The 24,419-nt window shown below is 51.2% G+C and carries 27 protein-coding genes; 22 read left to right on the top strand and 5 right to left on the bottom strand.

Annotated features, from left to right (window positions below; translation table 11 throughout):
* The first annotated feature begins 78 nt into the window (after positions 1-78).
* The 6 genes from hpf to RWM61_RS05530 all read left to right on the top strand — a co-directional run bounded on the left by hpf (position 79) and on the right by RWM61_RS05530 (position 4,229).
* A complete protein-coding gene (gene hpf, locus RWM61_RS05550) occupies positions 79-606 on the top strand; it encodes a ribosome hibernation-promoting factor, HPF/YfiA family (RefSeq protein WP_313998292.1) in 528 nt (175 codons plus the stop codon).
* A gap of 89 nt (positions 607-695) precedes the next feature.
* Positions 696-956, top strand: a complete 261-nt coding sequence (locus RWM61_RS05545; protein WP_313998289.1) for a metal-sensitive transcriptional regulator — start codon at positions 696-698, stop codon at positions 954-956.
* Between the two features lie 30 nt (positions 957-986).
* Positions 987-1,934: a cysteine synthase A gene (gene cysK, locus RWM61_RS05540; RefSeq protein ID WP_313998287.1), complete on the top strand. Its 948-nt coding sequence runs from the start codon at positions 987-989 to the stop codon at positions 1,932-1,934.
* A gap of 45 nt (positions 1,935-1,979) precedes the next feature.
* Positions 1,980-2,198 carry a YHS domain-containing protein gene (locus tag RWM61_RS20225; protein WP_399537967.1) on the top strand — a complete coding sequence of 73 codons (219 nt, stop codon included), beginning with the start codon at positions 1,980-1,982 and terminating at the stop codon, positions 2,196-2,198.
* A 205-nt stretch (positions 2,199-2,403) separates the two neighbouring features.
* Positions 2,404-3,342 (top strand): M15 family metallopeptidase, encoded by a 939-nt coding sequence (locus RWM61_RS05535; RefSeq protein ID WP_313998285.1) that lies wholly within the window; start codon positions 2,404-2,406, stop codon positions 3,340-3,342.
* An 11-nt stretch (positions 3,343-3,353) separates the two neighbouring features.
* Positions 3,354-4,229: a hypothetical protein gene (locus RWM61_RS05530; RefSeq protein WP_313998283.1), complete on the top strand. Its 876-nt coding sequence runs from the start codon at positions 3,354-3,356 to the stop codon at positions 4,227-4,229.
* A 60-nt stretch (positions 4,230-4,289) separates the two neighbouring features.
* On the opposite strand, the gene RWM61_RS05525 is transcribed toward RWM61_RS05530, so the two are convergent.
* Positions 4,290-5,195, bottom strand: coding sequence for a cupredoxin domain-containing protein (locus RWM61_RS05525; RefSeq protein WP_313998280.1), 906 nt, complete (start codon positions 5,193-5,195; stop codon positions 4,290-4,292).
* Positions 5,196-5,386: 191 nt separating this feature from the next.
* On the opposite strand from RWM61_RS05525, the gene RWM61_RS05520 reads away from it, so the two are divergent.
* From RWM61_RS05520 to RWM61_RS05510, 3 genes are all read left to right on the top strand, one after another.
* Positions 5,387-5,725, top strand: coding sequence for a metal-sensitive transcriptional regulator (locus RWM61_RS05520; RefSeq protein ID WP_313998277.1), 339 nt, complete (start codon positions 5,387-5,389; stop codon positions 5,723-5,725).
* 28 nt (positions 5,726-5,753) lie between these two features.
* Positions 5,754-5,954 carry a copper chaperone CopZ gene (gene copZ, locus RWM61_RS05515; protein ID WP_313998275.1) on the top strand — a complete coding sequence of 67 codons (201 nt, stop codon included), beginning with the start codon at positions 5,754-5,756 and terminating at the stop codon, positions 5,952-5,954.
* 142 nt (positions 5,955-6,096) lie between these two features.
* Positions 6,097-6,717, top strand: a complete 621-nt coding sequence (locus RWM61_RS05510) for a nitrite reductase (protein WP_313998273.1) — start codon at positions 6,097-6,099, stop codon at positions 6,715-6,717.
* A gap of 97 nt (positions 6,718-6,814) precedes the next feature.
* Here the strand turns inward: RWM61_RS05510 and RWM61_RS05505 are convergent, their stop codons facing one another.
* Together RWM61_RS05505 and RWM61_RS05500 are read right to left on the bottom strand one after the other, a co-directional pair.
* On the bottom strand, positions 6,815-7,312 hold the full coding sequence (locus tag RWM61_RS05505) for a C40 family peptidase (protein WP_313998271.1): 498 nt from the start codon (positions 7,310-7,312) through the stop codon (positions 6,815-6,817).
* Positions 7,313-7,575: 263 nt separating this feature from the next.
* Positions 7,576-8,100 carry a C40 family peptidase gene (locus RWM61_RS05500; RefSeq protein WP_313998269.1) on the bottom strand — a complete coding sequence of 175 codons (525 nt, stop codon included), beginning with the start codon at positions 8,098-8,100 and terminating at the stop codon, positions 7,576-7,578.
* A 247-nt stretch (positions 8,101-8,347) separates the two neighbouring features.
* Between RWM61_RS05500 and RWM61_RS05495 the strand changes: the two genes are divergently transcribed.
* The 8 genes from RWM61_RS05495 (at position 8,348) to asnB (ending at position 16,674) form a co-directional block, all read left to right on the top strand.
* A complete protein-coding gene (locus RWM61_RS05495) occupies positions 8,348-8,770 on the top strand; it encodes a BlaI/MecI/CopY family transcriptional regulator (protein ID WP_313998267.1) in 423 nt (140 codons plus the stop codon).
* A complete protein-coding gene (locus RWM61_RS05490) occupies positions 8,749-9,624 on the top strand; it encodes a M56 family metallopeptidase (RefSeq protein WP_313998265.1) in 876 nt (291 codons plus the stop codon). The genes RWM61_RS05495 and RWM61_RS05490 overlap by 22 nt, the downstream gene beginning before the upstream one ends.
* Positions 9,625-9,813: 189 nt before the next feature.
* A complete protein-coding gene (locus tag RWM61_RS05485; RefSeq protein ID WP_313998263.1) occupies positions 9,814-11,259 on the top strand; it encodes a UDP-N-acetylmuramoyl-L-alanyl-D-glutamate--2,6-diaminopimelate ligase in 1,446 nt (481 codons plus the stop codon).
* Positions 11,260-11,391: 132 nt separating this feature from the next.
* Entirely contained in the window at positions 11,392-12,105 is a 714-nt protein-coding gene (locus RWM61_RS05480; protein WP_313998261.1) for a cytochrome c biogenesis protein CcdA, read from the top strand.
* A gap of 12 nt (positions 12,106-12,117) precedes the next feature.
* Positions 12,118-12,858 (top strand): sulfite exporter TauE/SafE family protein, encoded by a 741-nt coding sequence (locus tag RWM61_RS05475; protein WP_313998259.1) that lies wholly within the window; start codon positions 12,118-12,120, stop codon positions 12,856-12,858.
* Between the two features lie 18 nt (positions 12,859-12,876).
* Positions 12,877-13,431 carry a TlpA disulfide reductase family protein gene (locus RWM61_RS05470; protein ID WP_313998257.1) on the top strand — a complete coding sequence of 185 codons (555 nt, stop codon included), beginning with the start codon at positions 12,877-12,879 and terminating at the stop codon, positions 13,429-13,431.
* A gap of 157 nt (positions 13,432-13,588) precedes the next feature.
* Positions 13,589-14,629: a C39 family peptidase gene (locus tag RWM61_RS05465; protein ID WP_313998255.1), complete on the top strand. Its 1,041-nt coding sequence runs from the start codon at positions 13,589-13,591 to the stop codon at positions 14,627-14,629.
* Between the two features lie 146 nt (positions 14,630-14,775).
* The gene (gene asnB / locus RWM61_RS05460) at positions 14,776-16,674 is read left to right on the top strand and encodes an asparagine synthase (glutamine-hydrolyzing) (RefSeq protein WP_313998253.1); all 1,899 of its coding nucleotides are present in this window, start codon (positions 14,776-14,778) and stop codon (positions 16,672-16,674) included.
* Here asnB and RWM61_RS05455 read toward each other — a convergent pair.
* Complete coding sequence (locus RWM61_RS05455; RefSeq protein WP_313998251.1) at positions 16,667-18,064, bottom strand: ATP-binding protein; 1,398 nt, start codon at positions 18,062-18,064, stop codon at positions 16,667-16,669. The genes asnB and RWM61_RS05455 overlap by 8 nt on opposite strands.
* Positions 18,042-18,761 (bottom strand): response regulator transcription factor, encoded by a 720-nt coding sequence (locus RWM61_RS05450; protein ID WP_313998249.1) that lies wholly within the window; start codon positions 18,759-18,761, stop codon positions 18,042-18,044. The genes RWM61_RS05455 and RWM61_RS05450 overlap by 23 nt, the downstream gene beginning before the upstream one ends.
* Before the next feature lie 313 nt (positions 18,762-19,074).
* On the opposite strand from RWM61_RS05450, the gene RWM61_RS05445 reads away from it, so the two are divergent.
* The 5 genes from RWM61_RS05445 (at position 19,075) to RWM61_RS05425 (ending at position 24,305) form a co-directional block, all read left to right on the top strand.
* Entirely contained in the window at positions 19,075-19,470 is a 396-nt protein-coding gene (locus RWM61_RS05445) for a cupredoxin domain-containing protein (protein ID WP_313998247.1), read from the top strand.
* A 22-nt stretch (positions 19,471-19,492) separates the two neighbouring features.
* On the top strand, positions 19,493-20,596 hold the full coding sequence (locus RWM61_RS05440; protein ID WP_313998245.1) for a multicopper oxidase family protein: 1,104 nt from the start codon (positions 19,493-19,495) through the stop codon (positions 20,594-20,596).
* An 87-nt stretch (positions 20,597-20,683) separates the two neighbouring features.
* Positions 20,684-22,138 (top strand): cytochrome D1 domain-containing protein, encoded by a 1,455-nt coding sequence (locus RWM61_RS05435; RefSeq protein ID WP_313998243.1) that lies wholly within the window; start codon positions 20,684-20,686, stop codon positions 22,136-22,138.
* Positions 22,139-22,246: 108 nt separating this feature from the next.
* Complete coding sequence (locus RWM61_RS05430) at positions 22,247-22,921, top strand: response regulator transcription factor (protein ID WP_313998241.1); 675 nt, start codon at positions 22,247-22,249, stop codon at positions 22,919-22,921.
* Between the two features lie 4 nt (positions 22,922-22,925).
* The gene (locus RWM61_RS05425; RefSeq protein ID WP_313998239.1) at positions 22,926-24,305 is read left to right on the top strand and encodes an ATP-binding protein; all 1,380 of its coding nucleotides are present in this window, start codon (positions 22,926-22,928) and stop codon (positions 24,303-24,305) included.
* The last annotated feature ends 114 nt before the right edge of the window (positions 24,306-24,419 follow it).

Here is a 24,419-nt window from a genome sequence, read left to right as displayed (position 1 = left end):
CCCCTTATAGGGGCGAAATCAAGCCACCCGTTGAACGGGTGGTACTGTGACTGACGTTTAACGGAGGGGATGACGCCTATGCGGTTTGTTTTTCATGGCAAGCAGATGGAAGTCACGGATGCGTTGAAACGGTATGCGGAACAAAAATTAGGACGCACGGAAACGCTTGCCCCTGTCGAAGAAGCGGTGGTGACGTTCTCCGTCAGCGGACATAAGGACGATACGCACAAGGTTGAAGTGATGCTTCATCTGGAAGGCGCGAGGGTGAGGGCCGAGGTGCGGTCCGGCGATATGTATGCATCTGTGGACGAGGTTGCCGATAAGCTGGAGAGGAAGCTGCGCAAGCTGAAGGAGAAGATCCGCCGGCTCCGGCGGCGCGCCGCTATTCCGGTGCCCGCTGCGGAAATGATGTCCGACGATCCGTCTCCGTCTTTTGAAATCACGCGGGTCAAGCAGCTCGAACTGAAGCCGACGGACGTGGAGGAAGCGATACTCGAGATGAATCTAATGGATCATAACTTCCATGTGTTCCTGAACAGCGTTACGAGCTCGACGGAGGTTGTGTATAAACGCATCGACGGAACCTACGGTCTGATTACCACTTAAGCCGGCGGCTCGCAAATCGGCGAAAGAAGCATTCAACCGGGGTCCAAACCCAACATCGGGTGTGACCGTAACGACGGAGGTGAGTGGGGTTGGAACAAGCACCTATTGTCGCCAGACTGCGGATTATCGAAGGCCAGATTCGCGGAATCGTAAAGCTGGTGGAGCAGGATCATAATTGCAGTCAAATTCTTCATCAAATCTCCGCCGTCCGCGCCGCATCTGAGCAAGTCGGCTTTATTATATTGGAGAATCACCTCCGGAAGTGCTTATTGAATAAAACGTGGCAAGAACATGGGGATGAACAGATTCATCAGCTTGTCTCTATGTGGAAAAGCTTTTCCAAAATGTAACGGGATTATTTTAAACAGGGAGGAATACAGATGGCCCAGCTAGTGCAACGCCCCAAAGTCGCCCGAAATATTACGGAATTGATCGGTCACACGCCATTGATTCGTCTGAATCAAATCAGCGACCGGACCGGCGTTGAAGTTCTTGGGAAATTGGAGTATTTTAACCCGCTGGGCAGCGTGAAAGACCGAATCGGGTTTGCCATGATCGAGTCTGCGGAGCAGCGGGGCCTGATCGACAGGGATACGCTTATTATTGAGCCGACCAGCGGCAATACGGGAATTGCGCTCGCTTTTGTGTGTGCCGCCAAAGGCTATCGCTGTAAATTGGTCATGCCTGAGACGATGAGCGTCGAACGCCGGAACCTGCTCAAAGCATTGGGCGCGGAATTGGTTTTAACCGAAGGGTCCAAGGGTATGAAAGGGGCGATTGAAACAGCGAAGGAACTGGCGGACCAAGCGCCGAAAGCCTATATGCCGCAGCAATTCCGCAATGCGGAAAATCCCGAGATCCACCGCAGGACGACCGCCGAAGAAATATGGGCGGATACGGGTGGACAAGCGGATATTCTCGTCAGCGGGATCGGAACGGGAGGAACCATTACCGGCGTAGCCGAAGTGCTCAAACAGAGAAATTCGGCTTTCTACGCCATAGCGGTGGAACCTGCCGCTTCCCCCGTATTATCGGGCGGAGCCGCCGGACCGCACAAAATTCAAGGAATCGGCGCAGGGTTTGTTCCGCCGGTGCTGAATGTCGAGATATTCGACGAGGTGATTCGGATCGACAATGAAGATGCCTTCAAGGCGGCAAGAACGATTGCCAAAGAAGAAGGCATATTGGTCGGTATATCTTCCGGGGCCGCCTTGCACGCCGCTGCGGCGGCCGCGGAGCGTCCGGAATTCAAGGGCAAAACGATGGTCGTCATTTTACCCGATTCCGGTGAAAGATATCTTTCCACTCCACTCTTTCAGCAGGATTGAACAATGGAGACATTAAACCGTTAACCACGAAGGAGGAAACCGAGTATGAATCACAATGTAAAAGATCCGGTATGCGGAATGAGCATCGAGGTGGACGACAGTACGTTGCGCTCCGATTGGCAAGGTCAAACTTATTATTTTTGCGCGACGGCCTGCAAGGAGAAATTTGACGGCGCGCCGGAACAATACGCGGAGCAGAAAGAATGCTGCGGAAAGCACGCCGGACATCATGGACATCACGGTCATGGAAGCTGTAAACATTAACCTTTGACATAGAAGAAGACTGCCTGGACACCCGGCAGTCTTTTTCTTTTTCAATAAACCGTCCCCTGATTCGGTTAGTCCAGGTTGACGATAGCGGCCACTAACAACTACAATTTGTAGTATAAAATAAAACGGGAGCTGGTGGATGAAGAAACATTCCGTTAAAGCCGGGATGGTTTGCGAAAACAGCCGGAGGGCGAATCAAATGAGATCCAAGAAACTTTTTATGACATTAATCGTTGCATTGATCGGTACAGGCGGGCTGGTATATGCCTTTCAAAACTCACCTCTCGTCTTTGCGATCCTTAAGATCCCCGTGGAGGCGTACGAGAATATCGCGAATACAGTCAAACCGGAGCAGCCCGGTTTGCCGGCACCGAGGGGCGATAAACCGGTTACAGGCGAGGTAGTGGAGAATGCGGACAGAGAGCAAGCTTCTTCCGCGTCGCGGTCGGAGTCCGTTTCGAAAAACGCCGCATGGGGGATATCCGATTCATTGGCGGCGATTTTGCTTGCGAACGCACCGGAGATGACAGTAAGACCAAGCAAAAACGGACAAGCCGTTATTACGAATCCGTCCAGCGTATTGGTTCTCGTGAACAAACAACGAAATCTTCCGCCGACTTATAAACCGGACGATCTTGTTGTGCCGGAGGTCCGTTTTACATTCTCCGAGGACCATCCCAAAAAACAACTGCGTGAGAAGGCAGCCCGGGCACTCGAAGCGTTGTTTGCTTCAGCCGAGGCTGATGATATTGATATTAAGGCCGTTTCCGGGTATCGTTCCTATACGACGCAGAATGCGATTTTCCGGCGCGCCGCCGAGCTTGAAGGCGAGGATGAAGCCAACAAGCTCAGTGCTTACCCCGGGCAAAGCGAGCATCAAACCGGTCTGGCGATGGATGTGTCTGCCGGAAGCGTCGGATACGGCCTTGTACCCGAACTGGGAGAAACGAAGGAGGGTGAATGGCTGTCCGAACATGCCGCCGAGTTCGGATTCATTCTCCGCTACCCTAAAGAGCAGGAAACCGCCACCGGCTACTCGTATGAACCGTGGCATCTCCGCTATGTCGGAGAAGAAGCGGCCAAAATAATAAGCGCAAATGAATTGACCTTGGAACGTTTTTTGAACATAAGCCAATAAGGGAGAAAGACATGAAAAAAGGGAAACCCATTCGTTTTCAGACGATTCTTCTCGGCTTGTTAATTCTGATCATGGCGGGCGTTGTATGGGGGCTTTTAAAGCCCGACAACGATAATTTGGCCGATTCCATCCAGCCGGGGCAAAATACGGATTTGCATACTTTTCATTTTTCTCCGGATAAAAGCTCGATCTGGGTCGGCACGCACGCAGGTATTTTTGAGCAAAATGGAGACAAATGGGACAGTATTGAATCGTTGGCTTACCAGGACGTCATGGGCTTGGAGTACGATGCGGCCGCCCCCGCCAACTTATTCATAAGCGGGCACGGGTTTATTCAGCGCAGTACCGATGGCGGAGCCCGCTGGACGAATCTGACATCCGGTTTGCCTGAGGGTCTCGACGCGCACCTGCTGCATATGGACCGCAACGATTCGAATCGCCTATTCGTTTTTGTGGCGGCTGAAAACTCGGCCATTTATGAGACCGGGGATGGGGGAGAATCCTGGCAGTTCCTCATGAATGCTCCGAACAACACGGTTGCCATGACGAGCGTCAAGGGTAAACCCGATTTGCTGCTTGTCGGCACGGACCAAAAATTGCTTGCCTATGACCTTTCTTCAAAGGGCGGCCAACCGCAACAATTGCTGGATGAGCCTGTGTATGCCGTCACAGGAATGCCTGACGGGGACGTGATGGCTATAACGCCGAGCGGTGCCAAACGGTCGGCGGATAGGATTGCGTGGTCGGAGGTCTCGCTGAATCTTAATGAGGAAATTCCACTCGGGATACGCTTTTTGGATAATGGCCAAGGCCTCGTCGTAACAGACAAATTAACGGTTTACGAAACAAAGGATCAAGGTGAGACGTGGAGCCGACGCGCTCCATAAATGCTGTACGGGGTTTCTCTGAAGAGCGGCTGTTTCCGGCCGCTCTTCGTTGCCGTATTTTCATGACAAAGGGGTGTTTACCTTGACGACCGCGGTCATTCCGGCTTCCAGGTGTCCCGGGAGCGTGCAGACGGACCGATAGGTCCCGGTATTGCTCAGCTCGACAACCTGCCGTACGGTTTCGCCGGGTTTGGCATGAATATGAATGCCCGTTCCTTCAATCTCGAAGTCATGCTCCACAGTTCCTGTATTGACCAATGTAATAGCCAGCTTTTCATTGCTGACCAGGTCAATGGCCGCGGGGGAAAATGAAAAATCGGCGGCTTCGATTCGCACGCTTCTCATTGCGCCGGAGGAATCGGAGCCGGCCGCCTGTTCATGTTGATGCGAGGCCGTTTGCAGATTTTGAATTCGCTGCATCTTTTCGGCCGTTGCGCTCTCCTCCGTCTCAACGATGAACAGCATGCCGATCAAGGCGGCCCAAGTGAGAAACAGATATAATGGTTTCTTATTGGTTGCTTGGGCCGTTTTGGCCAATTGGGGCGGCAGTTCTTTTCCGAGCATTAGAAATAGCAGAAATAAAGCGCCCTGCAGCAGGACCGCGGTTAGCTTTACGGCGGCTTCCCCCGCAAAGGCCGGAAACATTCCCATCATCATGGGCCCCATCATGCCCCCCATGAACCCCGCCAACAGCCCGTCCAATACCGGCATTATTCCTATTGCCATGCCTGAAACGACGCCGGTCATCCCTCCAAGGAGCATGCTGATAAAAGTAACCTGCAGCAATTGTTCCGGAAACGAAACGCTGAGAACGCTGCCGATGCCCCATCCGGATATCATGCCCAATACCATCGAGCACATCATGCCGGTCATACACGGAATATTTTTTCGGTAACGGAAAATAACTATGATGTTCCACAAAATAAGGACGATGTAGCCTAAACCGGTGATGGCCAACGGACTCATTTTTCAACCCCCTTCGTCGGTGAAGGACAAGTAATACTACAGCTTATGCAGGCGGCACGCGGTTTAATACTACAGACCGTAGTTGAGATCGCCGCTGTCGAAGACAATGATCGGTTGAAAATGAAAATGTGAAAAAAGCCGTTGACATACTTATGGGGGGTATCGTATACTCAATGCAAGAGGTGAAGCTTATGGAGAATGCGGCGGACATCAACGAGAGTGAATGTTGTACGCGATTCGACGGCGAAGGCGAACGCAAAAGCCATCACTCGGATAAAGTGAAGTCCAACCTGGTGTCCCGGCTGAACAGAATCGAAGGGCAAATACGCGGCGTCAAAGGCCTGATCGAGAAAGACACGTATTGCGATGACGTTTTGAATCAAATCGCTGCCATACAGTCCGCTTTGAACAGTGTCGGCAAGATTTTGCTGGAAGGTCATATGCGGAGCTGCGTCATCGAAAGGATTCAATCCGGCGATCAAGAAGTGATCGATGAGCTTCTGGTCACCGTTAATAAATTAATGAAGTAAGGGAAACCTGATTCGGGAGGGATATACGATGAAAAACGTAACGCTGCAAGTTAAAGGAATGTCCTGCGGACATTGTGTCAATTCGGTTGAAGGAGCGGTAAAAAACGTCGGTGCTTCCGCTAAAGTCGATCTGGCCGGCAATTCCGTAGCGGTTAGCTACGATGAGTCCAAAGTATCGCTCGAAGCGATCAAAGAGGCAATCGAGGATCAGGGCTACGACGTTGTGTGAGTATCCGGGGAGCCATCGGATCGATGGCTCCATTCTTTTACCGTTTAATATACCCTGGTGGGGTATGAAGAGAGAGAAAAAGGTGATATATCTCACTTTGGTATGATGCGGCAAGAATAAGTTCAGGGAGAGAGCCACACTTATGGGGACGACAAAGTTTGCGGTTACGCCCGGATTTGACGTGGGCGGTACCTTGTTCAAACCGGAGCAATTGCAGGTGCTTGGCGCGATTGTAGGGGAAGACGCGAAAATCGAAATGACGACGTTCAAACAGCTGTATGTTGAAATGAGCGAAGACGGTGCGGACGAGGCAAAGGAAAAGCTGCGTGAAGCGGGTCTTCAAGTTCATCCTGCCGGCTTCTATACCAAAAGTCTCATTACGTGCAATTTCTGCAAAGGCGCCGAAGAGGCCGGAATGGAGACGGCGAGAAAGCTTGATGAAGCCATCGCCGGCCATGAAGTTCCCAGTCCTTTGAAAATCGGATTCTCGGGATGCGCGCTTGCCACGGGCGAACCGCTGCTTAAAGATATCGGGGTGGTCAAAATGCGGGACACATTCGATATTTATATCGGAGGAGAAGGCAAAACGTTAAAAGCCACGCTGGGCGCGTTGTTTATGTCAAACGTTCCGGAAGATCAGCTTATTCCGGTCGTCCAAGGGATCATCCGGTTTTTTCAAGCCAACGGAAAGAAAAGGGAGAAATTCTCGAAATTTATTGAGCGGGTATCGATGGAAACGATCCGCCAAGCGGTTGCCGTTTGAAGCAGGGCACCGCACGGAATAGCGAGCAACCAAAAAGTTGAACGGCATAGCCGCTCAACTTTTTGGTTTTTTCTCATCGAACATGAAGCGTGAAGCTTTAGCTTTTCACGACCCGGCGTGCCATAACGTAATTTTTCTGCCAATAAGAGGTATTGAGATTGGAGTATTTAACTCCGCCTTTTCCGTAGGTATGCAAAATTTTGCCGCTGCCCGCATAAACGCCGACATGGCCTATTTTGCCGGGACGGCCAGGATCTTTAAAGAAGAGAAGGTCTCCCTTTTTAATCTGGCTTTTCGCCACTAAAACGCCCTTGACGGACTGCTGTGTCGATGTCCGCGGCAATGAAACGCCATTCTTCTTGAAAATATACTGCGTGAACGAAGAACAATCGAAAGCGTAGGTTACGCCTGAAGGCGCGCCAAACAGATACTTGACACCGAGGAAGTTATTGCCTGTGCCGATGATTTTATCTGCGCTCGAAACGACCGCCGCGTCTGCTTTGGCGGCCTGTCCCATCCCGAGAGTTGTAAATCCGATCGCTGCGCATAGACCGACGCTGATGACTTTACGGACGAGTAGGTTGGTCTGAAACAATTCGTAAATCCCTCCATCTTTCATTTGATCAGCGGAACTGTAAACCACTATAGCATGAATAAAACATGCCAATTTTTTCTAATGTGAGATGGAGGCCAATCGTATAAAGGCCCGTATGGGCTTTATGAGAAATAAATGATAATTCCTTCATCCATCATACGAAGATGACCAATGATGAGCATATATCGGATGATTCACATGGAGAGCAGCAATAATTAAAGGACAAGCCCGGAAACTTGACGCCCCCGGGCTTGTCCTTTATTTTACAACACGCTGCCGCCGAACAGGAACCGTTTTTCCCATTGCTTGCCTTCAATCGTATCGATGCGGACGCCGCCCGATTCTTTCGAATACGTGTGCAGTATTTTGCCGTTTCCAAGATAGATGCCGTTATGCGTAATGCGTTCTTTTTGCTTATTGATCCCTTTGTAATCGGATGCTTTGTTGCCCTTGTAGGACATGAAAAACATAATATCGCCGGGCTTCAATTTTTTCCAGTCCGTCGTATAATCGCCTTTCTTTTTGATGTAGGCGCCTTGCGTTCTGGAGTTCGACGGCAGTGTGATGCCTGCGCCTTCTATATAGGCTTGTCTCACAAAATCCGAACAGTCGAACGTACGCGTGTTGCTTCGGCTTGAGCCGAATTCATAAGGTGTGCCGATATACTTCATCCCTTTTTGGATGACCTTGTGTTCGACTGTATTCGCTGCGTCAACGGATTGCGGGGCCATAAAACCACCCATAGTCAGCGTCGTGAAGACGAGGCCGGTTGCAATTGCTTTCTTCAAGATAATTCCTCCTGTACTAGGGTTTAGTGTTTGGTTGCCACGCCAATCATGCTAACACGACCATGGGTAGTGTGTTAAGGAACAATTTATGGATAGATCTCATTTTTGCAATGATATTACGGGAAATTACCGTATTGCCGGTTGACTAATCGCGTAGAGAACAACTACTATTTTTATAGGCTCTAAGCGGGATCATCGGGGAACCGAACGGTTGAACGGGATTGGGCGGGGATGGGAGGGCGCAGGTTTGAGAATATTAAGCATGAAGTTGAGCGAAGAAGGAATGAACCGTTTTTTTGGCTCGCTGGAAGCACAAATTATGGAAATTGTCTGGCTGCATGAACAAGTTACCATAAAGAAAGTGCAAGCATTGCTTGATGAAGAGCTTTCTTTCAATACGGTTATGACCGTGCTGAATCGCTTACATGAAAAAGGCCACTTGCAGAAAACGATTACCGGCCAAGGGAGAGTTCGAACCACTTGTTTCCAGCCTGTGCAAAGCAAAGAGCAATTCATACAAGAACAAACCCGAATCGTTACGGAAGGTCTTGTTCACGAGTATGGCCATTTGGTTGTGAATCAATTGGTTGACGCCATGCAGCATGCCGATCCCGAATTGATGGAGGTGTTGGAGGCCAGATTGGACGAATGGAAGCGTGGCAAGTCATGAGACTGAGAAAGCATCACCTTGTCCTCCTGCTCATGATTTTAATCAGCGGATTTATCTGGTCTCAAATGGTGATTTATGCGCTTCACGAGCTGTTCGGCTTCAATCCGCGATGGGGGATCGCCCAATATTGCGTCGCCGTCTTAAGCGGCAAATTGTTTTGGCACCAGGCGGTTCTGATCGGTTTGAGCGTGATCATCGCCTATAGTTTCGGGACGATCTTGCGGGTATTGTGTTCGCAGATCGCGAATCAAAGAAAGTGGAACCGCCATGTTGGGGATAACCAGCATGCCCGATTGACGGCACAGATGAATCGTAAATATCGAAACCGCGGTTATGAGGTTGCGGTTATCCGGCACGAATCGATCGTAGCGCTGACTTCCGGGTTTAGACGTCCGAGAATCATTCTTTCAACCGCCCTGATCTCGGAATGTACCGATCGGGAAATTGATGCCGTCGTCATGCATGAATGCAGCCATTGCCGTCAGTATGATCCGATGCGTATGCTTGTCATTAAAATCATGACGGACAGTTTGCCATTCATCCCGCTTCTGAAACGATTGTCGCATTACATTCACGTGTGGGTAGAGCTGGAGGCCGATCAATATTCGATCAAGCGGATGCGAAGCCAAGTGGATCTCGCCAGCGTATTATTAAGGTGTTCGAATGCAAGTAAAAACAGTCCGAATAGGACGGTCGGCATCGGGTTCGCCGATGAAGCGATTAATTATCGATTGCTGCAATTAATCGAGCCCAAAAGGAAAATTCGCGTTCCGTTATTCGATTTCATTCCTTTGTGGATCTCTCTTGCCGCCATTTTTGCCCTAACCGGCATGATCATAAGCGGCTGTACGTAGGCCGCTGATTTTCTTGGTGCGGATCCTTTTCCTGATTTCTTTTTAGACCCCCCTCATTTGGTTAATAACTACATGGTGTAGTACAATACAGACTGTGCCTGTCTTTGTAAGAAACGACGCGTTATCCCGGATTGAAGCGTTAACGGATCGGTACTGTAAAGCGGGTGATTATGCATAAAGGAGTTTAAAATGGATCTGTACGAAGCCTTGGAACCCCTATTGCTTGAAGGCGATGTTGCATTTGAAATGAAAATATCAGGCATTCAATTTCATTCGGGTAAAGTAAAAAAAGGCGACTTATTCGTGGCAATCCCCGGTTTGACGACAGATGGCCACGAGTATATTGCCGATGCCGTTCGTTCCGGAGCGGCGGCCGTGGTCGGTGAAAAAGAGCTCAGCGGTTTGCCGGTTCCTTATTACCGTGTTTCCAATGCCCGTCTCGCACTGGCCCGGTTAGCCGACGCATTCTATGGCCATCCGTCCGGACGGCATACGATGATCGGTATTACAGGGACCAACGGAAAGACGACGACCTCCTATTTGCTTCGTTACATACTCGAATCCGCGGGTATAACCTGTACGCTTATCGGTACCGTCTCCAACCGGATAAACGGGATCGAGTTGCCCTCCACCCAGACCACCCCCGATGCCCTGCAGCTGCAGCAGTTGCTGGACCAAAGCAGGGATCGGGCAGTCATCATGGAAGTTTCGTCTCATGGAATCGATCAGGAGCGTATTGGGGCGACCCGGTTTGACTATGCGGTATTTACCAACCTGAGCCATGATCACTTGAACTACCATAAGACGATGGACGACTATTTCAAGGCGAAGGCTCGATTGTTCGGCCAATTAAAAGAACAAGGCGAAGCCGTTATCAACAGCCACTGCGAGTGGGGAGCGCGTCTGATTGATCAACTTTTGGCGCTCGACAAGAACGTGCAGGCATTCGGTGAAAGCGAATGGAATGAGCTGGAGCTTGTTCGGGTTATAAGCGAATTTCCTTTGAAATTTGTCATCCGGGAAGGCGGCGAGCACCATGAAATTACCCTTCCTCTTCCTGGCGTATACAATGCTTGGAATGCCGCGGCTGCCTGGTTGACCGCTCGTCGAATGGGCGTCAAACCGTTCACCATCAAACAAGCTTTGCAGACTTTCCCCGGCCTACCCGGTCGCTTTGAAATTTACCGGCATCCCGCCGGCGCCCGGTTCATTGTGGATTACGCGCATACGCCAGACGGCTTTCAGCAATTTCTTCGGACTTTATCTACTCTCCAGCCCAAAAGGATTATTCATGTATTCGGTTTCCGCGGCAACGGAGATCCGTCCAAGCGCGGCCAGATGCTGGAGATTTCAACGGCATGGAGCGACTTGATCATATTGACCCTGGATAATTTAGCCGGCGTGGAAGCGGATCATTTGCTGGAGGAAATGGGAATGCTGGCCGATCGGTATGGCGGGGATCGCGTCGTGCTGATTCAAGATCGTACGAAAGCAATCGAGTATGCGTGGCAACAGGCCGGAGCCGATGACGTGGTTGCCATAACGGGCAAAGGCCATGAAGCTTACGAACGGAATTTTGCATTGCCTGCCGCTTCGGATCGGGAAACCGTCCAGTACCTTATGGATCGATCATAAATTTAGAGAGGTATTCACAAAGGTGCCGTTGCCCGACGGCACCATTTTTTTGTATACTACAATTTGTAGTGTGTAATCCGGTTTCCCCGTCTTTTTATGGTCATTCGTAAAAACTTAAGAAGGAGCAACGACATGGACGCTGCGGATCTGACGTTATGGCTTGTGTTCGGGGCGGGGTTTCTATCTTTCATTTCACCCTGCTGCCTTCCGCTTTACCCGTCTTACTTATCGTATATTACAGGGGTTTCCGTTAAAGATCTGAAGGAAGGCAGAGGTTTATTTCAAAAACAGGCGCTTCTGCACACGCTGTTTTTTATTCTCGGATTTTCCGTCATTTTTTTCGCATTGGGCTTATCGGCAAGCCTGCTCGGCAATTTATTTTCCGACAATCAGGATTTGATCCGGCAATTAGGCGGGATCCTGGTTGCTGTTTTCGGATTGGTGATGCTCGGCGTATTTTCACCCAAGCTGCTGATGAAGGAAGTGAGATTCGAGTGGAAACGGAAGCCTGTGGGATATTTGGGTTCCGTTTTGGTGGGGATCACCTATGCGGCGGGCTGGACGCCATGCGTCGGACCGATCCTGGCCGCAGTATTGACCTTGGGCGTCAGCAACCCCAGCCAGGCCGTCGTTTACACGGCGGCTTACACGATCGGATTTGCCATTCCATTTTTCGTGATGGCTTTTTTTATCGGAAAGATGCGTTGGCTGCTGAAATACTCGAACGCTCTCATGAAAATCGGCGGCGCGTTGATGATCGTCACCGGCTTTCTGCTCTATACGGACAAAATGACGGACATTACGATCTTTTTTATAAGACTGTACGGCGGGTTTACGGGATTTTAGGGGGAGAGCGCTATGTATTCCATACTAAGTCAAATCAGCACGTTCTTAAGCGCGCCCTTCCTGGGCGGAACGGAGTCCAATACCGCTTTGTTGGCTGCGCTGTTTCTTGGCATCGTCGGGTCGGTCGCGCCGTGCCAGATTTCGGCTAATATCGCCGCCATCACCTATTTTGGAAACCGTCACGTTCAATCCAGACTGTCCGGGACGGAGACGGCCATGTATATTTTGGGGAAAGTGGCCTTGTTCAGTATATTCGGCTTATTATTCTGGTTTTTCGGGCAGCAAATATCCCGGGATTTTATTCCGGTTTTCGCATCGGCCAGGAAGCTGCTGGGTCCGTTGCTCGTGTTCATCGGTTTGTTTTTGCTCGGCTGGATCCGGCTGCCTTTTCATTTCGGGACGCGAATGTCCGGGCGCTTGCAAGGTATCGCGGCTCGGGCGGGAGGCAAAGGCGGCGCCTTTCTGATGGGGGTTTCGTTTTCGATCGGTTTTTGCCCCACGATGTTTATCCTGTTCTTCGGATCGCTCATGCCGCTGGCGCTGCAAACTTCGTATGGCGTGGTGCTGCCGTCCGTTTTCGCCTTGGGGACGGCGGTGCCGTTCTTGCTGTTTGCAGGATTGGCTGTCGGATTCGGCCTGGACCGGCTGTTGATTAAACGGGCCAAACATTGGGGAGGATGGGTGCAGAAGCTGGCCGGCGTATTTTTCCTGCTGCTCGGCATCAGCGATACGATCACTTACTGGACAATCTAAGGGAGGGAGCGGATTGTAATGAAAAAGGGTTTGTTGGCGCTTGGGGCGATCGCGGTGTTTGCCCTGATCGTCGTTTACCAATTGCGCTCCATCGAACCGACGCAGCCCTCCATTGCAGCGGCCGGTTCTGCAACGAAAGTGGAGATGCCGAAAATCGGTTACTCGGCTCCGCAATTTTCGCTTTCCGGACTGGATGGAAAAACCTATTCGCTTCAGAGCTTGAACGGCAAACCGGTGCTTCTGAACTTTTGGGCATCCTGGTGCGGTCCATGCCGAACGGAGGCGCCCGAGCTCGTCAGCCTGTATGAGACTTACAAGGGGAAGATCGAAATCTACGCGATTAATGTCACGGCCAGCGATTCCGTTGAAGGAGCCAAGGCTTTCGTTGAAGAATTCGGCTTCGAGTTTCCCGTCCTATTGGACGAAACGGCGGAAACGGCTAAAAAGTACGGTATCCGGCCGATCCCGACTACTTTCTTTGTGAACGGGGAAGGAATGATTGTCGATAAAGTCATCGGTCCTTTAGACCAAAAATCGATGGAGGACAAATTTGCAAAGCTGCTCGAAGACTAAAGGTATCGAGCAGCCGATAAAGTCATTTGTATGGAAGCGGCTTGCTGATTAAAGGTTGGCTGCATAGGGTATAAACGGAAGAGGAAAGCTATAATAAAGCGATATGCTCGTACATAAGGAGCAGCTGTCGGCAGCCCGTCGCGAAAGGGGAAGCAGCATGAAAAGACGTGTCGCATTATTTGCCTCGCTTGTCGTACTCTCGGTTATGGTTTTCTTCCTGTTTCTATCGGCAAAAATGCCGGTTGAAAGCAATCAATCGGCAATGACCGCCGGGGAGTTGACCGGCACGGCGGCGGAGTCCGACAACGCGTTCCGGGTTTATTCCTACAATACCCTGAAGCAATCGTTTGAAACGCTTGAAGAGGCCGTTGCCTTTGCCGAATCCATGAAGCATGCTTCCGTACGGAAGCAGGGCGAAAGCCGGATATATTGGGACAATTACGGCGCTTTTGTCGTCCGCCAGAACGGACGCTATATTTCGGACTTCGACGATTTTAACGAAGCGGTTAGATATGCGAAAGGTTTTTTGGGAACCCAAATCTTTTTTCAGCAATATGGTACGCCCGTATGGGAAAATAAAAAGCTGCCCGCGAGATCCGAGCTGATCGATGCGCCGTTAATTGCCCAGATGCCCGAGCTTCCCAGGGGCTGCGAGGTGACGAGCCTGGCCATGCTTTTGCGGGTCGCAGGTGCGGATGCGGATAAGATGAAGCTCGCCAAAGAGATCAAAAAGGATCCGACGCCATACAGGAAAAAGAACGGCGTCGTTTACTATGGAAATCCTTACGACGGGTATATCGGGGATATGTACACCTTTGATAAACCGGGTTACGGCGTTTATCATGGACCGATTAAAGAGTTGGCTGAAAACTACCTGCCCGGCCGGATCATCGATATGACCGGAAGCGAGTTGAAGGATATTCTGTATGCCTTGGATCGGGGAGCACCGGTGTGGATCATCTCCAACACCCGGTTTAAACGTCTGCCGGATTCGATGTTCCAAACGTGGCAAACGCCTTCGGGGCCCGTAAAAATCACCTACAGAGAGCATTCGGTTCTCATTACGGGCTATGATGAAAAATATATCTATTTCAACGATCCACTGGCCAATATCAAAAACAGAAAGATTGCGATCGATTCCTTCAAAGAGGCCTACGATCAAATGGGTAAACAGGCTATCACCTACGTTGAAGGATGAGCAAGTCTCTCGAATGAGGGAGAAGGCGCCTCTGTTCAGGTTGCCTTCTTTTTGTGTCCGGCTTATTAGCCGTTCTTCACAAATTCCACAAAAACGGTTGTTAGACTGATACTACACTCATGTCTTAAAAGGAGATTAAAGCAAACATGTGCGGATTCGTCACGATCTATAACAGAAACCAGGTTCCCGTTTCAACGGATATATTGCAGCGCATGACCGATATAATTGCCCACCGCGGTCCGGACGACGAGGGTATTTATACGGACGGACATATAGGTCTTGGATTCAGGCGATTGAGCATCATCGATATAGAGAACGGCGCACAACCGCTTGGCAATGAGAATCGGGACGTATGGCTCGTGTTTAACGGCGAAATCTACAATTACCGGGAATTGCGGGAATGGTTGGCCGGCAAAGGGCATGTTTTTCACACGAAATCGGATACGGAGGTCATTCTTCGGTTGTATGAGGAAGTGGGAACGGACTGTCCGAACTACTTGCGCGGTATGTTCGGGTTTACGATCTGGGACAAGAAGCGGCAGATGCTGTTTGCGGCCCGCGACCCTTTTGGTATTAAACCCGTCTATTACAGCGATACCCCTTACGGCTACATGGTGGGCTCAGAGATTAAATCGTTATTTGCTTCCGGCAAATTGGATCGGGAAGTAAACGAGGAAGCTTTATATCATTATCTGACGTTTCAATATGTGCCGGAGCCGGCAACGATGTTCCAATCCGTCAGCAAGCTCGCGGCCGGCCATTATATGATCATTCAAGAGGATACGATGACGATCAGGCCCTATTACAGTGTGCAATTTCATCCGGACGAAACCAAATCGTTCTCCGATTTGGTGGAGGAAGCACGGGCCGTGATGGCCGATTCCGTGCGTATCCACCGGAACTCCGATGTGCCGCGAGGAGCATTTCTGTCGGGAGGCGTCGATTCCAGCAGCCTGGTCGGCCTCTTGCACCGTCTGGAACCGACCAAAACCTTCTCCGTCGGCTTTGATATGCCGGGTTACAGCGAGCTGGATGAGGCCAGAAAAACCGCGGCTTATTTGGGGACCGACCACCATGAGATACGCATAAGCGCACAGGAATATATGGACGTTCTTCCGTCGTTAGTCTGGCATATGGACGAGCCGGTAGCCGATCCCTCCGCCGTCGGTTTATATTTTGTCTCCAAGATCGCAAGTCAACATGTGAAAGTCGTTTTTTCCGGCGAAGGGGCGGATGAGTTCTTCGGCGGCTACAATATTTACCGCGAGCCGCATTCTCTTCGGATGCTGCAGCAACTGCCGGACGGTCTTCGGAAAATGACCGGATATTTGGCGGAGCTCATGCCGGCCGGCATGAAAGGAAGAAGCTTTTTACAAAGGGGAAGCCAGCCGCTTGAAGAACGTTTTTACGGTAATGCCAAGATTTTTGCCGATCCGGAAAAGAAAGAGGTCTTGTCCGCATCATTCATCGCGGATGGGGTCTATCGGCCGGCTCAAGCCGTAACCGCGCCTTTTTACCGGCAAGCCGAAGCCTATGACGATGTGACGAAAATGCAATATATCGACATTCATACCTGGCTGCGCGGCAACATTCTGATGAAAGCCGATAAAATGTCTATGGCGAATTCGCTGGAGCTGCGGGTTCCCTTCGTAGATAAGGAAGTATTTAAATTTGCGGCAACCATACCGACAAAATACAAGGTGACTCCGGAGGCGACGAAGGTACTGCTTCGGGAAGCCATGAAAGAGGTTGTCCCTCCGGATGTGCAAAACAGGAGAAAGCTGGGTTTCCCGGTGCCGACCAGGGTCTGGTTGAGGAATGAATGGTATGACTGGGCGAAAGCGCTGATTGAAACGGCCAATGTGGGGAAATGGATAAACAAGGCCTACGCGCTTCGGCTGCTGGAGATGCACAGAGACGGCAAAACCGATGCAAGCCGCAAATTATGGACGCTGCTCGTCTTTATGCTCTGGCATCAAATTTATATAGAGGAAAGTATGCCGGCAGCTTGCCGAGGCTCCCGCATGCCGGCAGCCTCTATGTGATTTTCCCCAGCCTGATTGTAAATGCAGTACCGGCGTCTTCGATGCTTTCGACAGTTATTTCACCATGGTGCAGGTTGATAATTTCTTTGCTGATGGCCAAGCCTAACCCCGCTCCGCCGGTTGCGCGGGAGCGGGATTTATCGACCCGGTACAACCGTTCCCAGATATGGGGAAGGTCATTCTCGGGAATGCCCGAGCCGGTATCCGTCACCTGGATCGCGCAGCGCTCCTCATCGGCAAAGGTCGAAATATGAATCGCGCCTTTCTCCGGCGTATACTTTTTAGCATTTTCAAGCAAATTGATCATCACCTGCTGCAGCCGCCGCTCGTCGCCCATCACATATAAAGAAACGGGAGAGGGATCGTATGTTAATTCGATCCCCAGCTTTTTTATCGATTCGGACATAAGGTCAAGCGTATTCAAAATCACTTTTTCGATTGACGTCCGTTTGAACTCGAAAGAAAAAGCGCCTTGCTCGAGATTGGCGAGCTCAAACAGATCCTGCACCAGTCTTTGCAGCTGCATGCTTTGTGAATGCAGCAGTGCCAAATATCGTTTTTTGTCTTGTTCATTCTCAACGACATCGTTAGCCAGCAATTCGGAGTACCCCTTGATATAGGTTAAAGGCGTGCGTAACTCGTGAGAAATGTCGGCCAAAAATTGATTCCGTTGATGCTTGTAATATTGGATATTTGCGGACATTTGATTGATGGAACGGGACAGCTGAGCGATTTCATCCGTTCCCTTAGGAGTGAGTTCCCAATCGTGTTTCCCCTCCGATATCCGTTGCGTGGTGCGAATGATACGAAGCAAGGGCTGGACGACTTTATTGGATGTAACGAAAATGAGGGCGCCGCTGATCAGAATCGCAATGGCCGCAACCGACAAATTGGTGACGCCTAATGTCCTGACGGCCGTACGGATCGTGCCTGTCGAGGTAAGCATGACCACTTTGCCGACCGCCCGTTGATCGACTTGGATGGCGGATTGCGCGACGAAATAGTCCTGGTTTTTCCAGTCGGAGGCGAGGACGGAGCCATGCTCTTCGTTACCATGCGTAATAATTTTGTCCAAATAATCGGGCGAGAGATCAGATAGATTGTCGGAAGCCCCCAGCCGATTGCCGGAAGCATCCAGGATCAGGATCAGATTGTCCGTCGAGCTTTCCAGACTCAGCACGTGGGATATGGTGGTTTCTTCAAAGTGATCGCTTAGAACGGCGGAATAGCTGCTGCTGCGCTGTAACAATTCATTAATCTGATCGTTGGTATAGAACCGGACAAACAACATATACAGAGCGGTATGGATCGCAACAATGAGCAGCAGGAAAATAATCATAACCATGCTGCCGAGTTTAACCGACACGCTATTTATCTTTGGAATTTTCATTGCATATATATCCTGTTCCCCATATGGTTTTTATGACTTCATTGCCCTGAATGCCTGCCTTGGATAATTTATCCCGAATATTTTTGATATGGGTATCGACCGTACGGTCATCGTTGATGGTCGGTGTTTTCCACACCAATTCCAGAATGTCGTCGCGGTGGAAGACCCTTCCTTTATTTGTGAGGAATACGCGCAGAATCGCATATTCCTTCGGGGTGAAAGACAACTCGCTATCCTCATAAAAGACTTGATGCGTCTGCAGGTTCATCTTCAAACCGTTATGCGCGGCAACCGTTTGTTGTTTGGCATGCGGTTTATCCTCGTGAGCGAACCGCTCTCGTCTGAAGATGGTTTCTATTCTGGCCAACAGTTCTTGATGTTCGAACGGTTTCGTAATGTAATCGTCCGCTCCGGTTCGGAGCCCGACCACCTTATCGACGGTTTGCTCGCGCGCCGTCAGCATAATAATGGGGACGGTGGAGAAGCTGCGTATTCGCTTGCACACCTCGAATCCGTCCATTCCCGGCATCATGAGGTCGAGCAGAATCAGATCGTAACGGTGATGCATCACTTTGTTAACGGCTTCTTCTCCGCCGTTTACCGCTTCGGCCGCGTATCCGTCGGATTTCAGGTATAGGAGGAGCAGTTCGCGCATCGGTTCTTCATCATCGACGATCAGTATGCGATAGTCCTTCATGTCATCCTCCGTACATATTCGATAACGATCTCGTACCTATTATAAATGACAAATAGCAGTGTTATAAATGGAAATAATATAAATCACAAACGGAATATAATAGCGGTCAAAGTCGTTGCTTTGCTATTTGCCCGAGGCAAATATCCATCTCGGGTAACGATTCGACCGTTTTTCCCGATCTCGATGAGGTCGGTTTTTTTGGTTTTCAAGCTAGACTTTTAAGAAGCCGCGGCAATTCTTAACGTTTTCTCAGGTTAGCCTCATAAGTGACTTAGCTTTGCCTTTTATCCTAATGGCATGGGAGGGATGAAAGATGGCACTGTCACAATGGATCGTAACGTCGGCCGGCCTTTTGCTCATCGCGGGCATTGCCTGGTTTTTCTGGGGGTCCAAGAAAGGCGGAAGCCAGGCGGAAGTCGGCACATCCGGCTATCAGGAAGCCAGAATCCATGTCAAAGGAGGCTATACGCCCGACACGATTGTCGTGCAGAGCGGAAAACCGCTGCGTCTTGAATTTCTCAGGGAGGAGAAATCGGCTTGCTCCGAAATGGTCGTGTTTCCCGAGTTTCATAAAAGCATGATGCTGCCGTTCGGACAGAAGGTGTCGGTGGAGCTGTTTCCCAACCGGACGGGAACCTATGCGTTCACCTGCCAGATGGGCATGTACAAAGGAACGATGATTGTAAAAGACGAGTTGTCCAAATCTTAAGTTGTACCGAGGAGGCAAATAGATGAATAAAAAGATTTTATACAGCGGATTGGCGGTTGTTCTCTTGTCGGGCGCTTTGCTTGCCGGAATCAACGGGCTGAAAGGAAATGCGGCAAAAGGAACCGAGTCGGTTTCCGCCGCGACCGTCGACCCGGCATCCATACTCACGACGACGGCACTGCGGAAATTGCCGCCGCTCAAAGAAACGGACGTCATTAAGCCGACAGGCAAGGTGAAAGCCTTCACCCTCAACATCGCCGAGGGGAAATGGGAGCTGGTGAAAGGCACGACCGTCGACGCCATCACCGTGAACGGCACCATTCCCGGACCGCAAATTCGCGTTACGGAAGGCGATACGGTTCGCGTCACCGTGAAAAACAACCTGAAAGAAGAAACGTCCATTCACTGGCACGGCTTGCACGTTCCGAATGAGATGGACGGCGTTCCTCCTTTTACCCAGAAGCCCATCAAGCCGGGGGAATCGTTCACCTATGAATTTATCGCCAACCATGCGGGAACCTTTATGTACCACTCCCATTTAAACAGTGTGAAGCAGATCGACAAGGGGCTGTACGGGCCGTTTATAATCGATCCGCAAAATGCCGCCGGTCAGCCGAAATTCGACCAGGATATTACCTGGATGCTCGGCGGCTGGAATGTGGATGAGTCGAAGGAAGGGTCCATGGAAGATATGAAGGAAGGGTCCATGGAAGATATGAAGGAAGGGTCCGCGGTGGGAATGACGGAAGGCTCCATGGAGGGAATGCAAGGCGGAAACATGGACTACAATTACTGGACGATTAACGGCAAGTCGTTTCCGGATACGCAGGCAATCAAGGCGAAGAAAGGCCAGAAAATCCGTGTGCGCCTGATCAATATCAGCAACGCGCCGCACCCGATGCATCTGCACGGGCAAGACTTCCGAGTCATCGCCGAAGACGGGCATCCGATCGCTCAGCCGCAGGTGATGAACACGATTGACGTCGCGCCGGGCAAAACGTACGATATCGAATTTATCGCCGATAACCCGGGCACCTGGGTATTCCACTGCCACGAGCTGCATCACACGATGAACGGCGAGGTTGAACCGGGCGGCCTCATCGGCGCGATTCAAATAAGCAAGTAAACCATCCTTTAAATCCGCTAAGGCTGTCGCCGTTCAGGGTCGGCAGCCTTATTTGCTAAAAGAATCTTTTACCAGGCGAGGTGCACAATGAAACGAATCTTGGTTTGGGCTATAGTGGCGGTCGTCGCCGTTGCCGGGGGCGGATGGGCATTGCTCAATAATGCCGGCAAGAGCGACGCGGCCGGTCTTGCGTTCTACGTGCCGAATGCGGGAGAAGGTACGGTATCCGTAGTGGATGCGGACAATGGAAAAGTGCTGGACACCATATCGCTCGGAACGGAACAGGCCTCCCACGGCATAGCGCTAAGTCCCGATAAAGGCAGCCTGTATTCGGGAACCGGTTTTCAGGGCAAATCGGTCGTGAAGATCGATACCAACACGAAAAAGATCGTCAAACAAACGACGTTCCAAGAAGGCGTTCACGGCATCGACATCAGTCCGGACGGAGGGAAACTGTATGTTTCCTTGAATCCGGGGCTCGGGAAAAAAGGCGGCGGTCTCGCGGTTGTCGACACTTCGACGATGGAGCAGGCGGCTCTGGTGGAAACCGGCGAAGGACCGGCGCATGTGGCGGTAGCGGCGGACGGCTCGCAGGTGTGGGTGGCGAACGTCAACGGCAATACGGTATCGGTCGTGGATGCGGCGAGCAACCGGCTGCTGAAAGTTATCCCGGTAGGGCAGGTGCCCAACGAGGTCGCGTTGTCCCCCGACGGGAAGCTGGCCTTCGTGGGCAATGTCGAGTCGGGAAGCGTAACCGTTATTGATGCCCAATCTTTCGATGTCATTAAAGAGCTCCGGGCGGGAGACGCGCCCCATGGCGTTACGGTATCGCCCGACGGCAAGGAAATTTGGGTCGCCAACAATGAATCGAACGATGTGTCGATTATTCAGGCGGCCACCCTGCAAGTCGTGGACACGATTCCCACAGGGGCGTATGCCAACCATGTCGCTTTTTCTCCGGATGGAAAATGGGCTTTCGTTACGAACCGGCAGTCGAACGATGTCGTCAAAATCGACACGGCGGCCAGGAAGGTGACGGCCAGAATCCCGGTGGGATCGGAGCCTCATGAGATCTCGCTGGAGGATTACACGGTGTCCTCCGCGGCGGATCGCGGCAATGCGTCATCCGACGCCGTTGTCGACGCCGGCAACGCCGCCGCGGATCCCGCTGCCGCTGTGCAGGGGCAAATCCAAACGGCCGAGTCGGGAGGCGTGCAAATCGAGGCCGAGCGCCTGCTGCCTACCGGTGTTCAAGCCGGTCAAACTATAACCGCATCCGATTATGAAAAGTACGAAATCTTTCGCGTCTCCCTGACGGCGCATTCAGGAGATTTATCCTCGATTCCGTTGAGCGATAATGTTTTCAGGATCACGGATGCAGGAGAAAAGAAGGCACCGGACAAATGGGTGGTCGAAAGCAAGGATGCTCACCATCCGCAATATTTGGCTTTCTTCGCCAAACCGGAGAATTCTTCCTTGAATAGGGCTTCGCTGCAAATCGGAGGAGTATCGGACGAAACCGTCACACTGGCGTGGAAATAACGACGGGCAAATCCGGAGCAAGCAGGAAAAGTGACTTTTCTCACAGGTATCGGGCTGGAACCATTATAGAATGAATATGGAAACTCCATGCCTTGAGAGGTGAGAGCAATGAGCGCCAATATTCTGATCATAGACGATGATAAAACGATTTCGACGATGATTCGCAGAGGATTGACGTATGAAGGCTATGATGTCAGGGTTGCCGGCAACGGCAAGGAAGGATTGCACCAGGTGCTGGACCACGAGCCCGATCTGATTGTGTTGGATATTATGATGCCGGGCATCGACGGATTGGAAGTGTGCAAAAGATTGAGAAAAGACAGCGGCATCCCGATTCTCATGGTGACCGGCAGGGACTCGATAGCGGATCGGGTTGAGGGGCTTGAGACGGGCGCGGACGATTATTTGGTAAAGCCGTTCGCGTTCGAGGAGCTGGCAGCGCGTATAAAAGCTTTGCTCAGGAGATCGGATAAGCTGAATAAAGCGGAGAGGCTCGTTTTTTCCGATCTGGTCCTCGATCTGGCAACCCGCCAGGCATTCAGGGGGGAGCGTGTGATCGATTTTTCCACAACCGAATATAACCTGCTCGCCTTTTTCATGAGCCACCCCAAGCAGGTATTGACCCGCGATCTCATCATGGAAAGAATTTGGGGGTTTGATTTTCAAGGCGAATCGAATGTGCTGGAGGTATATGTCGGTTATTTGCGAAGCAAGCTGGAGGCGCAAGGAGAAGCCCGCCTCATCCATACCGTCAGGGGCGCCGGTTACGCTTTGAGGGAATGAGCCGATGCCGATCCGTTTACGTTTGACGCTATGGAGCTGTTTGATCTTCGGCGTGGTGCTCATGGCCATCACCTCCTCCATCTATCTGGTGCACCGTACATCCCTTTACAATGAAACGGACCGTTCGCTGGAAAGCGTGGCCCTGCACGTTCGAGAGGAAGTGCAAAAGGAGATAAAGCAGGGCAAACCGTTGTCCGAAATCCGCCTTCCATCCGAGGAGTATTCCGCGAACGGCGTGTCTGTATGGATGAAAGATGCCGCGGGCAAATCGATAGCGAAAAGCGCCAATCCTTTTCGCGCTCCCGAAGTCTCGCTTCCCGAGACCCATGCGTTGAAGAGGGAGCTGCACACGTTCACGGATCCCTCGCTGGGCCGGTATCGCATGTTGGTGGCACCCGTTCTGGATCAGGGCAATGCGGTGGGTTATATTCAGGCGGAAATTTCGTTGAAACAAATCGATTCCTCTTTAAAACGTTTAGCATGGCCGGTTCTCACCGGAACCTTGGCCGGCCTGTTTCTGGCCGCGCTCGGCAGCTGGTTTTTGGCGCGCAAGGCATTAAGCGGGGTGGAGATTATAAGCCAGACCGCTAAAGCGATCGCCGTATCCCAAGGGTTTGACCGCAGGGTGTTATATACCGGAGCCAAGGACGAATTAAGCCATTTGGCGGATACCTTCAATGAAATGCTGGAAAGCCTGGAGAAAGCGTTCGTAAGCCAACGACGGTTCATAGCCGATGCTTCGCATGAACTGAGGGCGCCGCTTACGACGATTCGCGGCAATCTGGATATTTTGCAAAGAGTGAAACATATTCCTCCGCAGGACCAGGCGGAAATTCTGGCGGATACCCGGAAAGAAGCCGCCCGCATGTCGAAGCTCGTGGCAGATTTATTGTCGCTTGCGCGGGCGGACGCCGGACAGGAAATCCGCATGCGGATCGTCGATCTGTCCAAGCTTTTGCAAGAGGTGGAGCTGGATATGAAGGCCTGGAATCTACAAGCGACGATCCGATGCGAATACGGCGCTTCCGCACTGACTTGGGGCAATGAGGATTTGCTCAAGCAGCTGCTGCTTATTTTTGCGGAGAATGCCGTTCGGTATACGCCGGAGGAAGGCCTTATCGCACTCTCCGTGGATGCCGACAAGGAGCGTTGCGTCATGCGGGTTGCAGATACGGGAATCGGAATCGAACCGCAAGATTTGCCTCATATTTTTGAACGTTTCTACCGCAGTGAATCGGCCAGAATGCACGCTTCGGACGGGACGGGTCTCGGCCTTTCCATTGCCAAGTGGATCGTGGAGTTCCATGGCGGCAATATCATCGTTACAAGCACGCCGGGACAAGGCAGCGAATTTCAGGTGCGTCTCCCGAAAATCAAGGATTGAAACTTTCTTTGACGGATGCCGGGATTGAGGTGCATAATAAGAGGTGGTGATCACACGACATTACGTAGTTTATTGTGGGAAGAAGATTCGTGCTTGGCTAAAAAAGGAGGAGCG

It is taken from the genome of uncultured Paenibacillus sp., assembly GCF_963515335.1.
GTDB lineage: Bacteria > Bacillota > Bacilli > Paenibacillales > Paenibacillaceae > Paenibacillus_I.
This window is presented reverse-complemented; position numbering and strand designations above follow the sequence as displayed.